A 15,267-nucleotide genomic window follows, 5' to 3' on the forward strand; every position below is an offset into this window, starting at 1 on the left:
CTGAGCTTGTCGAAGGACGGTCCCTGAGCCTGTCGTAGGGTCAGAACATCGGATGGTCGTGGGCGGCATGCTCGGGAACCCGCGGGTTCCCGAGCTCGACGATCCGGCCGCTCTCGAATCGATGGATGTCCGCGCGGCGGATCAGCCCTTCAGTCCGCCGGCGAAGCCCTGGATGAACTTCTTCTGCGCGAACATGTAGAACGCGAGGATCGGGATCATCGAGATGATCACGACCGCGAAGATCTTGTTCCAGGCCGAGACGAGGCCACCGACGTATGTGTACATCGCGACGGGCAGGGTCTGGGTGGTGGATCCGCCGAGGAAGATCAGCGAGTTGAAGAAGTCGTTCCAGACGATGAGGCCGGCCAGGATGGCGACGGTTCCGGTGGCCGGCGCCATCAACGGCAGCACGACCCGGAAGAAGGCCTGGGTCGGCGACGCACCGTCGATGACGGCGGCCTCCTCGTACTCGGTGGTCAGCCCGCGGAAGAAGCTCGCGTAGAGGAACACCGACAGGGGCAGCAGGATGGCGATCCAGAGCAGGATCATGCCGATCGCGTTGCCGGTGAGCCCCACGCTCCGCGCGCCGATGTAGAGGGGAACGGTTCCCAGCTGCGCGGGCAGGATGATGGCGATCAGCACGAGGTAGTACGTCCAGGTCGTCCACCGGCGGGTGCGGCGGGCGATCACGTACGCCGCGACCGAGCCGAGCAGCACCAGGCCGAAGATCGCGCCGGCGGTGATGATCACGCTGTTCAGGATGCTCATCGGGATGCTGTTGCGGCCCGTGGTGGTGAGCACCTCGACGAACGCGCTGAAGTCGATCGACGTCGGCGGCGCGACGGCGCTGGTGGTCAGCGCCTCTTCGTCGCTCTTCAGCGAGGTGACGATGAGGATGTAGAACGGGAGGAGCCCGAGAAGGGTGATGATCCAGACGAGGACCTCACGGGCCGCGGTGGCTTTGGTATAGCGGAACATGTTTCTCAGGCCCTTCCGGCGTCGCGGTCGCGGGTGACGAATTGCTGGAGGATGGCGAACGCCAGGATGATCACGGTGAGCACGAGCGCGAGCGCCGAGCCGAAGCCGAACTGCCCGAGCGAGAACGCCTGCTTGTAGACCTCGGTCGCGAGGGTCTCGGTCGCGCCGGCCGGTCCACCGCCGGTGAGGGCGAGGATCTGGTCGAAGATGCGCAGCCCCTGGATGATGCCGAGGGTGGTCGCGATGGCGATCGAGGGGCGGATGGCGGGAACGGTGACGTTCCAGAAGCGGCCCCAGATGCCCGCGCCGTCCAGCGCGGCGGCCTCCTCGACCTCGACGGGAACCGAGGCGAGCCCTGCCAGGTAGATCACCATCGTGAAGCCGGTCTGCTGCCAGACGACGGTGATCAGGATCGCCCAGATCGACCACGTGGGATCCGCGAGCCAGACCTTCTGCAGCTCTTCCAAACCGAGGAATCCCAGCAGGCCGTTGAGCGGTCCGTTGAACTGGAAGATGAACTTCCAGACGTAGGCGACGGCGAGGGGGCTGAGCACGACGGGCATGAACAGCAGGGTGCGCAGGATGTACCTGGACTTCAGCATCCGGTTGATCGCCAGCGCGAACAGCAGGCCGAAGATGTTGGTGAGCAGCACCGACGCCAACGCCAGGAACAGCGTGTTCCACACCGCCCCGAGCAGCTGCGGATCGTTGAAGATCCGGACGAAGTTGTCGAGGCCGATGAACTCCCAGTCGCCCAGGCCGGTCCAGTTCGTGAACGCGAAGAATCCCCCGGTGAGGGTGGCCACGTAGTGCACCGCGATCACCAACACGATCGCCGGCAGCGCCCACCACCAGTGACCGAACTGCAGCAACGGCTTGCGACGGTCCCGCGGCGGCGGCGTGCGCCGGGCTCGAGGGGGCACGGTGAGGGTGCGAGTACTGTTCTCGTCGATCGTCACTGTCATCTGCTCTCTGACCTCGTTGTCGGGGTGCCCCATCATCGTCATGGAGCGCTCGCGGTCTACTATCACACGCTTGCGTCGAAAGCACACATAAGTACTTCCGATATCGGGTATAAGTGGCCCCGGCCGGGCAAGGGCAGCCCCACGCTGGGACAATTCGTCGGTGACCACCATGCATCGGGACAATGGCGACGACCTGCGAACGGAGCTCTGGCGAACGTTCGTTGAGCCGCCCGACTCGGCGCGACCGAGAGTGTGGTGGCACTGGATGGACGGCAACGTCGACGTCGACGGCATCCGGCGGGATCTGCGCTGGCTGCACGCCGTCGGCGTGCGAGGCGTGCAGCTCTTCGACGGAGGCATGGGCGTGCCGCTCGTCGTTCCACACGCCGTTCGGCCGGGGAGCGACGCCTGGGCGGAAGCGGTGTCCGTGGCGACCCGCACGGCCGAAGAGCTCGGCCTGGAGTTCGCCGTCGCCACCTCCGCCGGCTGGAGCGCCGCCGGCGCCCCGTGGGTCGAGCCCGCGGATGCCATGAAGAAGGTGGTCTGGTCGGAGCAGCTGGTCGATGGGGGCGGCCCGGTAGCGATCCCGCTCCCTCCCATGCCCGCTACGGCCGGTCTCTATCAGGACTGCCCCCGCTGGGGGACGGATGCCGGGGCCCTGTCGTTCTCGTCGGACTGGCGGGTGCTGGCGTTTGCGGCCGACGACGACCACGAGACCCTTCGACCCGACTCGTTCGCCGCGGCTGGCGAGGTCGAGGACTGGTCTCCCCTGTGCGACGGGTCGTTCGCCTCCTCGATCGAACTGCCGCGCGACCCCGACGGATGGTCCGCGACCTGGGTGGAGCAGCGTTTCGCCGAGCCGACGTGGGTCGGCTCGATCACCGTCGGGCTGACGGGGCCACGGGGATTCGGGGCGGCGCCGGCACCGACGGCCGTTCTGCAGGCCAGCCAGAACGGGATCGCGTTCCACGACGTGATCGAACTGCCGGCGACGGCGGTCCCGGCCCGAACGGCCGCCTTCCCGCCGGTGCGGGCACGTACGTTCCGCCTCGTCCTCTCCGCGGCGAGCGCCGCCGACGCGCTGCCCCCGGTCGGAGACGGCGTACGCCTCCCACCCGTCCTCCGGCGGGCATCCGAATTCCGGGTCTCGGAGTTCGTGCTCCGCCCGGGCGGGCGCGTGCATCGTGCGGAGGAGAAGGCCGGCTTCGGCGTCGTGGCTGACTACTTCGCCGTCGACACCGATCCCGGGGTGAGCGGCGGCACGCTCGATCCGGCCGGGGTCGTCGATCTCACAGATCAGGTGAAGAGCGGCATCCTGCACTGGAACGCGCCGGCGGGTCGCTGGCGCGTGCTGCGACTCGGCGCCTCGCTCACGGGCCAGACCAACGGTCCCGCCCTCACCGACGTCACGGGCCTCGAGATCGACAAGCTCGATGGAGCGCGGGTCGCGGCGTACCTGGAGTCGTACCTCTCGCGCACCTTCGGCGCCGCCGACGCGGATCGCGGCCCCATCGGCGCCCTGCTGAGCGACAGCATCGAGGCGGGCCCCCAGAACTGGACGGAGCGGATCCTCGAGCAGTTCCGGCAATCACGGGGGTACGACCCGACGCCGTGGCTTCCCGCCCTTGCCGGCTTCGTCGTCGGCTCGGCCGCGGAATCCGATCGGTTCCTCTTCGACTATCGCCGCACGATCGCCGAGCTCTTCGCCTCGGCCTACTACGGCACGATCGCGTCGGTGGCGCACCGGCACGGGATGGTCCACTACGCCGAGGCGCTCGAGGACGGGAGGCCGCAGCTCGGCGACGACCTCGCCATGCGCTCGCACGCCGACGTGCCGATGGGTGCGATGTGGACGTTCGGACCGCAGGGGGAGCCGCGCGCGACGTACGTCGCCGACCTGAAGGGCGCGGCATCCGTCGCCCACGTGTACGACAAGAAGTGGACCGGCTCCGAGGCGTTCACGTCGTTCGAGCGGCCATGGAGCTCGACGCCGCAGAGTCTCAAGCATGTCGCCGATCTGCAGCTCGCGCTCGGGGTGACCCGCTTCTGCATCCACACTTCTCCGCACCAGCCGATCACCGCGCCGCCGCCCGGGATCGCCCTGGCCCCGTTCCTGGGACAGGCGTTCACCGTGAACGAGACCTGGGCGGGCGTCGCTCGCCCGTGGATCGACTATCTGTCGCGGTGCGCGGCGATGCTGAACACCGGCCGGCCGGCGGTCGACATCGCGGTCTTCGTCGGCGAGGAGGCACCGGTTACCGGGCTCTTCGAGCACCGGACAGACGAGTCGGTTCCTCCGGGGTTCGACTTCGACTACATCGGCGCCGACGCGCTCCGCGACATCCTGCGTGTCGAGAACGGCCGGCTGGCCTCCGCCGGCGCGACCTATCGGGTGCTCTACCTGGGAGGAGCGAGCCGGCGACTGACCGTGTCCAGCCTGGGGCACATCGAGCGCCTGCTCGCGGCGGGAGCGACCGTCGTCGGAGAGCGGCCCCTGTCCTCGCCGTCGCTCGCCGACGAACCCGCGGACTTCGATGCAGCCTGCGAGCGCATCTGGTCGGGTGCAGCGGGCAGGATGATCGCGACGGACGATCTCGCGGCCGCGCTCGCCGAGCTGGGCGAGGCGGCCGAGTTCGTGGTGGAGGGTGGCCCCGTCCGCCAGATCGCCCGCCTCATCGACGGGCGCCGGGTGACGTTCCTCGCCAATCCGAAGCGCGAGCCGATCGAGGTCACCGTGCGGGTGCCGGCCTCCGTCGGCCCGCTCGTCGGCTGGGACCCGGTGATGCTGACCCGCAACGCGCTCCCTGCCGCCGGCACGGAGGGCGACATCCGGTCGTTCGCGCTGTCTCTGCCCGCGTTCGGTTCCGTGTTCGTGATGCAAGGCACCGATGCGGATGCGCCGATCGCGCGTGAGACCGGCATCGAGTTGCGGGGGGCGTGGATGCTGCACCTTCCGGGGCGCGAGAACGTGCACATGGAGCCGCGACCCCGGCTCTGGACGGACCTCGACGCCGAGGCGCGCGTCTTCTCCGGCACGGGCGTCTATCGTCTTCCGTTCGACCTGGATGCCGTCTCGGCGAGCGCCGACCGACTGCTCGTGCAGTTCGGGCAGGTCGGCGACATCGCCCGGGTGCTCGTGAACGGCACGGACTGCGGAATCGCATGGACCGCGCCGTTCCAGGTCGACGTGACCGCCGCCATCCGCGAGGGCGGGAACGTTCTGGAGGTGCAAGTGACGACCCCGTGGCGCAACCGGCTCATCGGCGAGGCATCCGCGGCCACAGGCGAGATCTTCGCGCCCATGGCCGACGTCTATGAGCCGGCGGCGGCGCCCCTCCCCGCCGGGCTGGCGGGGCCCGTGACGCTCGTGGCGCAGCGGATCGGCTGACCCCCCACCTTCCGGCAGGGTTTGGGGCGCGATCCCGCCTTCGGGGCGCACCATACGCGCCCCACGGGAGGGAATCCGCCCCAAACCCACGGGTGCCGTCCGTAACGGGGGCGCACAGATCAGCGCCCCTTTTGCCGTGCATCAGCAATCCTTATGTCGGAATAGCGCTTATGTGTGCCACGCTGGATCTGCGGCCACCGGCCGCGCCAGCACCCGCTCTGGCGACAACGACGTCATGAAAGGCTTGACATGTCACAGCAGACAGCCACACGGCACCTCCGGTGGACGCTCCTCGCGATCCCGGTGACGGGCGCCCTCCTCCTCGCCGGCTGCACCGGTGGAGGCGGCGACTCGGGCGATTCAGACGGCGGCTCCGGCGACGGGGGCGCGGCCGGATTCTCGATGATGGTCGCCGCGGCGAATGACGCCGACGACTTCTACGCCCAGACCGCCGCGAAATACACCGAAGAGACCGGCGTCGAGATCGAGGTCATCCCCTACCCGTCCGACGCCTACAACTCGCAGGTCACGACGCAGCTCCAGGCCGGCAATGCCGCAGACGTCATGATCCTCTCACCGGGAACCGGCCAGCCGATCTCTGTCATCACCCTCGCAGAGGCCGACTTCCTCGAGCCGCTCGATGAGACCTCGGCCGGCCTGCTTCCGGCCGGGAGCGAAGGGGAGTTCCAGATCGACGGTGAGACCTACGCCCAGCCCACTGCCATCACGCCGGTCGGCATGGTGTTCAACGTCACCGCCGGCGAAGAGGCGGGCATCGACTACCCGGAGACCTACGACGATCTCCTCGCGGCGTGCACGGAGGCACGCGATGCGGGCAAGACCTTCTCGGTCCTCGCCGGCGGCGTCCCCTTCAACACCGGCCTGTTCTCCATGCTCATCTCCGCGACGCGGGTATACGCGGAGAACCCCGACTGGAACGAGCAGCGTGCCAGCGGAGACGTCACCTTCGCCGACAGTGGCTGGAAAGACGTGCTGGAGGACATCGTCGAGATGAATGACAGCGGCTGCTTCCAGGACGGCGCGGCGGGCGGCACGTTCGACAGCATCACGGCCGGTCTCGGTGGCGGCACATCGCTCACGGCGGCCGTGCCCGGCTCCGCAGCGGCGTCGATCGGCACCGCGACGGGATCCGAGCTCAACGTGCAGGCGTTCCCGCCTGCGGACGGTCAGGATGCGTTCACGGTAACCGGCGCCAACTACGCGTGGGCCATCAACGCCTCTTCGGAAGACGCCGTCAAGTCGTCCGCTCAGGAGTTCCTCGACTGGGTTGCCCAGCCCGAGCAGGCGGCTGCCTTCGCCGAACTGTCGGGAGCGGTTCCGATCACGGGTATCGACGCCGAAACGCTGTCGCCTGCCTACGAGCCGATCGGCGAGCTGCTGGCCTCCGGCGCCTACACCGGCGTCCCCAATGCCGGATGGCCCAACCCGGACGTGTACACCACCCTCGGCACCGGCGTCCAGGGCCTGCTGACCGGTCAGAAGACCGTCGATCAGGTCCTCGAAGAGATGGATGCCGCCTGGGGCGAGTAGTCCCCGACTTCCGGCCGCAGCCCAGGGATCCCGGTTCCTGGGCTGCGGCATTTCGCCCATAGAAGAGCCCAGAGAGAACAGAGACATGACGAGCCCCCGAGTGCAGCAGCTCATCGACGGGATGACCTGGGCCGAGAAGCTGGGGCAGCTCCAGATCGTCTTCCGCCCTCGCCCGGAAGACGCCGCGGCGCTCGTCCGTGCGGGCATCGGCTCGACATTCTGGCCGCGCTCGGCGGCCGCCACCAACGCGCTGCAGCGGGAGGCCGTCGAGCACACCCGGCTCGGCATCCCCCTTCTCATCGGACTCGACGTGATTCACGGCCAGCGCACCATCGCACCCGTGCCGCTCGCGATGGCTGCGACGTTCGACGCGCCGCTGGTTGAGGACCTCGCCCGCCTGGCGGCGACCGAGGCCCGCTCCGGAGGGGTGACCTGGACCTTCTCGCCCATGATCGACGTCTCGCGCGATCCGCGTTGGGGTCGTGTCGTCGAGGGCTTCGGCGAAGACGTCCACGTCAACGCCGTTCTCGGAGCCGCGATGGTGCGGGGCTACCAGGGCACCGACCTGGCCGCAGCCGACAGCATCGCCGCCACCGCCAAGCACTTCGTCGCCTACGGCCAGCCGGAGGGCGGCCGAGACTACAACGCGGTCGACGTGTCGACGCACCGCCTGCGAAACGTGTACCTCGAGCCTTTCCGGGCCGCGGTGGACGCCGGGGCCGCCGCCGTGATGGCGTCTTTCAACACCGTCTCCGGCATCCCGATGCACGCGAACCGGCACCTCCTCACCGATGTGCTGAAGTCCGAATGGGGATTCGGCGGCATCGTCGTCGGCGACGCGGACGGAGTTCGCAACCTGCTCCCGCACGGCGTCGCCGAAGACATGGTGCAGGCCGTCCGCATGGCGTACGAGGCGGGGCTGGATGTCGAGATGGGCGGAGCGCCGTCGGATGTCGCCGCCGCCCTGACACCGGACGTGCTGGACGGCGCCCGCATCGACGACGCGGTCGCCAGGGTGCTCGCCCTGAAGGAGTCGCTCGGCCTGTTCGAGAACCCGTACGTCGACGAGGACGCCGAGCTGGTCGCCCCGACGGCGGCCGCGCGCGAACTGGTTCGGGGCGCCGCGGCCCGCGCCGCCGTTCTGCTGAAGAACGACGGCACGCTGCCGCTCTCGGCACCGGCGCGAGTGCTGCTCACCGGTCCGTACGCCGACTCGACGGATCATCTCGGCGCCTGGACGCAATCCTTCGCGGCGCCGTCCGGGTCGATCGCCGGCGAGCTGAGCGCCCGCTGGCCGGCGACCGAGGTGCAGGTGGTGCCCGGAGTCTCATTCCTCGGGGACGGATCGGACGACATCGCCGCGGCCGTCGCGGCGGCGCGGATCGTCGACGCCATCGTGATCTGCGTCGGCGAGCCGTCGGCCCTCTCGGGCGAGGCGGCGTCGCGCAGCGACCTGCGGCTGCCCGGCCGGCAGGCCGACCTGATCCGCGCGATCGCCGGATGCGGCATCCCGTTCGTCGTCGTCCTGGCCAACGGTCGCCCTCTTGTGGTGGCCGATTGGATCGACGAGGCACCGGCGGTGCTGGAGGTGTGGCACGGCGGCACCGAGGCGCCGGCGGCCATCGTCGACGTGCTGACAGGCGAGCGCGATCCCGCCGGGCGGCTTCCGATGTCTTTTCCCCGCTCCGTCGGCCAGGTCCCGGTCTACTACGCACATGAGAACACAGGCCGCCCGGCGACCACCGGCGGCGCTCTCGAGCTCGAGCACGCCGACGTGGGGCTGCACGGTCCCGACAACGTTCAGGACAAATACACCTCGAAGTACCTGGACGCGGAGCTCGGGCCCGAGTTCGACTTCGGGCACGGCTCCGGCTACGCCACCTTCACCCACGGAGAGCCACGGCTGACCGTTGCGGAGCTGAAACTCGAGCGGGTCCATGCGGGCGAGGCCGTGACACTGTCCCTCGATGTGACGAACACGTCAGGCCGTCGCGGCGACGAGGTGATTCAGCTCTTCATAGAGGATCTCGTGGCGAGTGTCGCTCCCCCCGTTCGTCGCCTCGTCGCCTTCGAGCGCCGCACGTTCGAACCCGGCGCGAGGGCGGTCATCGAGTTCTCGGTGGGGCAGGAGCAGTTGGGGTTCTGGGTCACGGACGGCGTCGGCGCCTCGTTCCGCGTCGAGCGGGGTACGTTCCACCTGCACATCGGTGGCGCCCTGAAGCACACGCAGTTCGTCGAGCTGCGGGTGATCTGAGGTCTCCGTCGGCCGGCGGAACCATTCTTCAAGCGAAGGAACGAGATCGAATGCACCCCATTTCCGAAGACGGCACCGTTGCACTCTTCATCGGTGACAGCATCACCGACTACTACCGAAGGACTTCCGAGTACGCACCGCTCGGTAGCGGCTTCGTCCGCCGGATTGCCGAGAGGGCCCGGGATGCCGGGACCGGCATGACCGTGGTCAATCGCGGGATCGCGGGCAACCGCGTGCGGGACCTGCGAAGGCGGTGGACCGAGGACTGCCTGAGCATCGCGCCCTCGGTGCTCACGGTTCTGATCGGCATCAACGACACGGCGCGCCGATACGACGAGGCAGACCCCACGAGCGCCGCCGACTTCAAGGCCGACTACGCGAGCATCCTCGACCAAGCACAACGGGCGTCGGCGCTGGACCGCCTCGTGCTCATGGAGCCGTTTCTCGTGCCGTTCACGGCCGACCAGGCGCGTTGGCACGAAGAAGACCTCGACGAGAAGATCGCCGTCGTGCGGGACCTGGCGTCCCGGTTCGACGCCGAGCTGATCCCTCTCGACGCCATCTTCGCGCAGGCGGCCGCGTCCCAGGGAGCGCGGACGCTCCTCGCCGACGGGATACACCCGACCGGCGCCGGCAACGAGCTGCTCGCGCACACCTGGTGGGAGGCGGCGAAGCACTAGCCGCTTGTGCGCTCACGGGAGCGGGCGGTAGCGGAAGTTCCTGAAACGAGCCGAGCCGTTCCCCGTCGCGTAGAGCGCGGGGCGAAGGCTCAGCAGGTCGCCAATCGTGTTGGCGTGGTAGCCGGACGTCTCGTAGCGCACGGCGTGACGAATCCACTCACCGTCGGGCAGCCGATACCAGCCGGTCACGATGTGCTGATCATTCCGGATGCGGAGCGCGATGCGATCACTCGAAGGCACCGGCTCCCGCCAGTGGGTGCGCATGCCGCCCGAGTAGCTCAGCATCCGCTCGACGTCGATTCCCATCCCGCAGGAGAGCCGGTTGTTGAAGAACAGCAGCAGCCCCGCCTCTACGCCGGCGGACTCGAGAGTCAGCTCCACCTCGACTTCGTAGGAGTGGTCGCCGGTCAGCATGGCCAGGGGCGACGTGTCAGCGGGCGACGTGCCCTTGCCCGCCATCACCATGCCGTCCTCGACCCGGATCCGCCCGGCCTCGCCGCGGGATGGCGCGTGGAAGGCCCAGCGCTCGCCGAGCAAGAGCGTCGAGAAGTCGTCCTCGAATTCCACGGGAGGCCGTTGACCATCCGCTCCGGACGGCACCTCGATCTCGGCCCCGGGATCCGCGAGCGCTGCCTCCGGCCAGCCGTCCTCGCTCCACCGGATCGGCTCGAGCAGGATCTGACGGCCCAGCGTGCGGTAGCCGTTCTCGTAGCCGTGCGAGACCATCCACCAGTCGGAATCATCGGCCCGAGCCGGCCCCGGCACGAGGGTCGCATGTCCTCGGGACCACCAGCGCTCGGCGGCCTCCGTCGTCCGAGCGATCGGGTTGCGCGGGTGGTTCTCCCACGGCCCATGCACGGAGCGCGACCGCGCCACGATCACCATGTGACCCGTGGGCGGGCCCGCCGTCCCGCCCACGGCGCTCACCAGGTAGATCCAGCCGTCCTTGCGAAAGAGCTTCGGCCCCTCCAGCGCGTACGACTCGGTCACCCACTCGTCCGGGTACCGCCAGCCGTCGTACACGTGCTCCAGTTCGCCGATGGTGGAGAGCCCGTCGTCAGCGAGCGCGATGCGCCGCACCCCGCTGACGAACAGGTACCGCCGGCCGTCCTCTCCGACGACGTGTCCGGGGTCGATGGCGCCGCGGATTCCCAGATCGATCGGCTCGGACCACGGTCCGCTCATCGCCGGTGCGTGGATGACGAAGATCGAGGCATCCGTCAGCGTCGACCACGGAGTCGGGATGAAGGGGATGTAGATGTAGAAGTGCCCGTCGTGCTCGGCGATGTCCACCGCGAAGGTGTTGCCGACGGGCTCGGGCAGCGCCGCGCACTCGTAGGTCCAGTTCACGAGGTCGCGCGAGCGGTAGAGCAGAAGCCCTGGCGCCGCCTCGAACGATGAGTACGTCATCCAGTATTCGTCCCCGACTTTGATGACGGCGGGATCCGGCCGGTCGCCGGCGAGGACAGGGTTGCGGAAGGTCACCTTCGTCACGCGGAGCCTCCGAACCAGTCGGCGATCGCGGCGATCGTGCGCAGCGCATCCTCCGCCCCCGGGTGATCGATGTGTCCGTGGCGGGCGGATGCCTCGGTGTAGAGGGTGGCCTCGGACCCGGCCGCCCGAAGGGTTGCCACGAAGATCTCTCCGGACGGACGTAACTCGTCCAGCTCACAGACGACGACGAGCGTGGGAGGGAAGTCGCGGCCGTGGCCGAGTCCCGCGAAGACGTGGGGATCAGCGAGGGCATCGGTGCTCCCCGCGTAATTCATCGTCAGCTGTCCGTGCGGCGATTCCGCGTCGACCTCCGCGGAAGGGGCTGGTCCGTTGGGATGCAACAACGGGTACACGAGCACCAAGCGGTCCGGCAGCTTGTCGCCGGCGTCCCGCAGGCGCGTCACGGCACCGGCAGTGAGCGCACCGCCCGCGCTTGCGCCCCCCAGCGCGAGCGCGGTCGGCGGCACCCCGAGCAGTTCACCCGCGGCATCCCTGACATGCAGCCAGGCGGCCAGCACGTCGTCGGAGGGCGTCGGGTAGTGCACGCCCCCGAGGCATTTCGTGTAGTCCACGGCGGCGACCGGGATGCCGCGGCTGGCGAGCTCCCGCGCGAACCAGTTCGACTCCGGCATGTCGAGGTGGCCGCCGATGAACGCGCCGCCGTGCACCCAGACAAGGGCGCGGCCGGTCGGACTGGCCGACGGATCCCGGTAAAGCCGGATCGGCACCGGCCCGTTCGGACCCGTGATCGACTCGTCCGTGGTCTCCACGGATGCGAGGTGGGGAAAACGCCGCACGAGCGAAGCCGTGTCGATGTCCGTGCGCGGGTCATGGGGCTCGCCGTGCTCGGCCAGCCAGACCAGCGCGTCCGGAACGGGAAGCCGCCGGAAGTCCGGTAGACCCGCGTCGACGGGAGTGATCGGGTCGCTGTGCGTCATGACGTCTCGGGGCCCTCGAGCTACGCCGGCTGCCGGACCGCGCGCATGCTGCTGCGGATCAGGTCGTGCTGCTTGCGGACGAGCAGCAGCGGGTCGACCTCGCCCGTCTCGGCGAACGCGTGACCTTCCCACTCGCTCGACCAATAGCCGCGGTAGCCGCCGTCGACGAACACCCGGACGAGCTCGGGATAGTCGATGGCCGGCTCCCGGCCGTTCTCGTCGATGTCGTAGAACTTCGCGTGCACGTGGAGGATCTGGGGCATGATGTCGCCCCACTCGCGGGGATCGACGTGCCCGTGCATGTTGAAGGCCAGGTGGGCGAAGGAGCCGAGGCGACCCGGGTCGAAGTCGCGGGACTGCAGGTAGCCGATGAACTCCTGCTGGCGCTCGCGCATGGACGCATCGGTCGCCCAGATCTCCTGCATCCGCTCGACGGACGCGTCGTCCAGACCGGCCTTGCGCACCGCACGCAGGAGGGTCGGCGACATCGCATGCATCGTCGATGAGAAGTCGGCGACGAAGCCGAGGAGCAGCGAGTCGAGCTGGTCGTAGACCTCGCGCACCTTCAGGATCTCGGGGGAGTTCGGCCCCATCGGCGCGTGGATCTCGTACGCGAGCTTGAGGTCCAGCTCTTCGGCGACCGGCAGCAGCCGCCGCAGCAGCTCGGGCTTGGCGCTCTGGATGCGCACGAGCGGGAACCCGAGCTTCTTGGCTCCTCGGAAGAGCACCTCGCTGAACTCGAACTCCTCGTCGGGCGTCATGTCGCGGTCCCGCCGGCGCCCCATGTCGAGGTTGGCGCCGAAGGAGCTCTCGTCGAACCCGTGCCGGTCGAAGGCCGCACGCCACGTGCGTACGAATTCGTCGGTGACCTCGGGGTAGGTGCGCAGAACCTGGGAGGCGACGATCTCGATACCCGGGCCGATGCCGAGTTCGGCGACTCGGTCGAGGAGCCCATCGAAGTCGTACCAGCCGGCGCGGAACTCCCCGCTAGCGGAGTACAGCGTCAGCCCGAGCTTGAAGGGGTCGTCCTCCGTGGCGGCGGGTGGCGGCGGCACGTCGGAGACGAGCGCCGGGACCGGGGCGTCCCGATCCGTCGCCGTCAGCGTCAGCGACTGGCGGACGATGTTCGGCACGTACATCCCGGGACCGCCGTCCTGCCCCGGGGCAATCTGCATGTACGGCAGGCGCAGCTCGCCGAAGATCTCGACCTCGTGCGTCTCCCCGAGCGCGATCGGGGCATCGCGCCGCACGATCAGCAGCGGGTGCTCCTGCAGGTACCACAGCACGTCGCTCTGCTCCGGAAGCTGCTCGAGGGTATAGCGCGTGCCGGCCAGCTCGAACGTCACGTCGGCGGGATCGACGGGCGCACCGTCGATCGTGACGCTGAGCGTGCCGACGGAGGAGAGCCAGAGGCTGCGGTACCACGGCAGGGTCAGCGAGAGAGCCAGCCCGTCCGGGTGGGTGCGAAGGCTGTCGTCGGAGAGGAGTCCGTTGGGCATGTCGTGTCCTGTTCGGGTGAAGGGGATTAGAGCTGAGAGGCGACGCGGCGCATGAGCGAATGCTGGCGCCGGATCTGCTCGAGCGAGCGCCACGGCGTGCGGTCGCCCTCGTACTCGCTGGAGAGGTACCCGCTGTATCCGGCGTCGCGGAGGCCCCGCAGCACCGGCTCCCAGGGGATCTGCTGATCCTCGAGGGTGTCGTCGATGTCGTGGAACTTCGCCTGCACGAAGGCGATGTACTTGCCGATGTCGACCAGGTCGGCGGGGTCGACTCCGATGCCGTCGAGGAACGCCGGCCGGGTCTCGCGGGTCTCACCCGGTCGCAGCGGGATCGGGCGGTCCTGGAAGATGCCGGTGTCGATGAGCAGCCCGAAATGCTTCGTGCCGGTGCGCTCGATCAGCGCAATGTAGTCGTCGACGACCGGATGCTTGATGGGCGTCGGCGAGTGGATCTCCGGGCAGATCACGACGTCGAGCTCGGCGGCGAGGTCGAGGCTCCGCTCGACGGACTCGGTCCAGATCGGGTCGGGGATGAGATCGCTCGACACCACACCGATCTTGGGCCGCACCAAGCGGAATCCGAGGCGCTCCGCCAGGCGCAGGTCTCGCTGCAGCGTCGCCGCGCCCTCCTCGGCCGACATGCTCCGGCCCGGGTGCAGCCGGGTGTCGATCCACGAGCCGTAGTTCGTCGGCTCGAGCGAGTACTTCTCGAGCAGCCCGAACCAGGCGTCGATCCACGCGGTCGACGGCTCGGGGTAGTTCGCGACGTGGCCCTCGCCGAGGATCTCGACACCGGTGGCGCCGACATCCGCCACCGCCGCAAGCGCCGTCTCGAGATCCAGCACCGTTCCGTAGTCGTGCATGAAGCTGTAGAGCGAGACGCCGTACTTGAAGGGTCCGCCGTCGAGGTCGGAGGTCAGCGTGATGCGCTTGGTGGCGCGGAAGACGCTGGGCTGGTGCTCGAGAGGGATGTACGACATCCGCAGGCGGAGTTCGACCGAGACCTCGTGGATGCCTTCCGGCAGCCCGCCGGGGAAGGGAACCGTGACGACGCCCGGCTCTTCGAGCTGCCAGCGAACGCCTTCGCTCTCCCAGAGCTCCCGCAGCGTGTAGGTGCGACCTCCGAAGGTCCAGAGCGGAACCTCGGGGCCGACATCGACCAGATCGCCTACTCTGACGGCGATGCCGTCGATCAGGGATGCCGCCATGCCGCGGTACGACTGCATGCGCACGTGGAACTGGAATCCGACGATGGCATCCCCGTCCCGCACGTTTCGGAAGCCCGTGGACTGGATGAGGTCTCGCTCGAGAAGCATCGATGCTCGCTCTCTGGTGGGAGGGATTTCCGGCCGGCGGTCCCCTGTGCGCGCCGCTGAGCCGTCTTCACCGTATCAGCGTTATGTCGCATACACGCATAAGAATGATGGATGCGCGCATAACGAGAACGCGGGTCGATCATCGTCCCGACCGATGAGGCCCTGGATTCCATAGATGCGGCGGATACACTGAGCACGAGAAAT

The 15,267-nt window shown here is 68.8% G+C and carries 10 protein-coding genes; 4 read left to right on the forward strand and 6 right to left on the reverse strand.

The features are described from left to right. Positions 1-141: 141 nt before the first annotated feature. Entirely contained in the window at positions 142-978 is an 837-nt protein-coding gene (locus ACPW96_RS12680; RefSeq protein WP_425821241.1) for a carbohydrate ABC transporter permease, read from the reverse strand. A 5-nt stretch (positions 979-983) separates the two neighbouring features. Beyond that, a complete protein-coding gene (locus ACPW96_RS12685; RefSeq protein WP_425883502.1) occupies positions 984-1,937 on the reverse strand; it encodes a carbohydrate ABC transporter permease in 954 nt (317 codons plus the stop codon). A 175-nt stretch (positions 1,938-2,112) separates the two neighbouring features. Here ACPW96_RS12685 and ACPW96_RS12690 point away from each other — a divergent pair, with 175 nt between their 5' ends. The 4 genes from ACPW96_RS12690 (at position 2,113) to ACPW96_RS12705 (ending at position 9,816) form a co-directional block, all read left to right on the forward strand. Beyond that, positions 2,113-5,331, forward strand: coding sequence for a glycosyl hydrolase (locus ACPW96_RS12690; RefSeq protein ID WP_425883831.1), 3,219 nt, complete (start codon positions 2,113-2,115; stop codon positions 5,329-5,331). A gap of 249 nt (positions 5,332-5,580) precedes the next feature. Further along, a complete protein-coding gene (locus ACPW96_RS12695) occupies positions 5,581-6,882 on the forward strand; it encodes an ABC transporter substrate-binding protein (RefSeq protein WP_425821242.1) in 1,302 nt (433 codons plus the stop codon). Positions 6,883-6,967: 85 nt separating this feature from the next. After that, complete coding sequence (locus ACPW96_RS12700; protein ID WP_425883504.1) at positions 6,968-9,136, forward strand: glycoside hydrolase family 3 N-terminal domain-containing protein; 2,169 nt, start codon at positions 6,968-6,970, stop codon at positions 9,134-9,136. 50 nt (positions 9,137-9,186) lie between these two features. Then, entirely contained in the window at positions 9,187-9,816 is a 630-nt protein-coding gene (locus tag ACPW96_RS12705; RefSeq protein ID WP_425883506.1) for an SGNH/GDSL hydrolase family protein, read from the forward strand. A 12-nt stretch (positions 9,817-9,828) separates the two neighbouring features. Here ACPW96_RS12705 and ACPW96_RS12710 read toward each other — a convergent pair whose 3' ends face one another. From ACPW96_RS12710 to ACPW96_RS12725, 4 genes are read right to left on the reverse strand one after another with little or no spacing between them, the layout of a single operon-like run. Then, positions 9,829-11,310: a family 43 glycosylhydrolase gene (locus ACPW96_RS12710; RefSeq protein ID WP_425883508.1), complete on the reverse strand. Its 1,482-nt coding sequence runs from the start codon at positions 11,308-11,310 to the stop codon at positions 9,829-9,831. After that, the gene (locus ACPW96_RS12715) at positions 11,307-12,248 is read right to left on the reverse strand and encodes an alpha/beta hydrolase (protein WP_425883510.1); all 942 of its coding nucleotides are present in this window, start codon (positions 12,246-12,248) and stop codon (positions 11,307-11,309) included. Before ACPW96_RS12715 ends, ACPW96_RS12710 begins: the two co-directional genes overlap by 4 nt. A 20-nt stretch (positions 12,249-12,268) precedes the next feature. Next, the gene (locus tag ACPW96_RS12720) at positions 12,269-13,747 is read right to left on the reverse strand and encodes a C-glycoside deglycosidase beta subunit domain-containing protein (protein WP_425883512.1); all 1,479 of its coding nucleotides are present in this window, start codon (positions 13,745-13,747) and stop codon (positions 12,269-12,271) included. Between the two features lie 26 nt (positions 13,748-13,773). Continuing rightward, positions 13,774-15,063, reverse strand: coding sequence for a C-glycoside deglycosidase beta subunit domain-containing protein (locus ACPW96_RS12725; protein WP_425883514.1), 1,290 nt, complete (start codon positions 15,061-15,063; stop codon positions 13,774-13,776). Between the last annotated feature and the right edge of the window lie 204 nt (positions 15,064-15,267).

Source organism: Micromonospora sp. DT81.3 (genome assembly GCF_049847225.1).
Taxonomy (GTDB): domain Bacteria; phylum Actinomycetota; class Actinomycetes; order Actinomycetales; family Microbacteriaceae; genus Microbacterium.

What these genes read in the sequence shown, in the direction of transcription:
- ACPW96_RS12705 (WP_425883506.1), top strand. Translation starts at nt 9,187, where the DNA reads ATGCACCCCATTTCCGAAGACGGCACCGTTGCACTCTTCATCGGTGAC.
- ACPW96_RS12690 (WP_425883831.1), top strand. Translation starts at nt 2,113, where the DNA reads ATGCATCGGGACAATGGCGACGACCTGCGAACGGAGCTCTGGCGAACG.
- ACPW96_RS12715 (WP_425883510.1), bottom strand. Translation starts at nt 12,248, where the DNA reads ATGACGCACAGCGACCCGATCACTCCCGTCGACGCGGGTCTACCGGAC.
- ACPW96_RS12680 (WP_425821241.1), bottom strand. Translation starts at nt 978, where the DNA reads ATGTTCCGCTATACCAAAGCCACCGCGGCCCGTGAGGTCCTCGTCTGG.
- ACPW96_RS12695 (WP_425821242.1), top strand. Translation starts at nt 5,581, where the DNA reads ATGTCACAGCAGACAGCCACACGGCACCTCCGGTGGACGCTCCTCGCG.
- ACPW96_RS12720 (WP_425883512.1), bottom strand. Translation starts at nt 13,747, where the DNA reads ATGCCCAACGGACTCCTCTCCGACGACAGCCTTCGCACCCACCCGGAC.
- ACPW96_RS12700 (WP_425883504.1), top strand. Translation starts at nt 6,968, where the DNA reads ATGACGAGCCCCCGAGTGCAGCAGCTCATCGACGGGATGACCTGGGCC.
- ACPW96_RS12725 (WP_425883514.1), bottom strand. Translation starts at nt 15,063, where the DNA reads ATGCTTCTCGAGCGAGACCTCATCCAGTCCACGGGCTTCCGAAACGTG.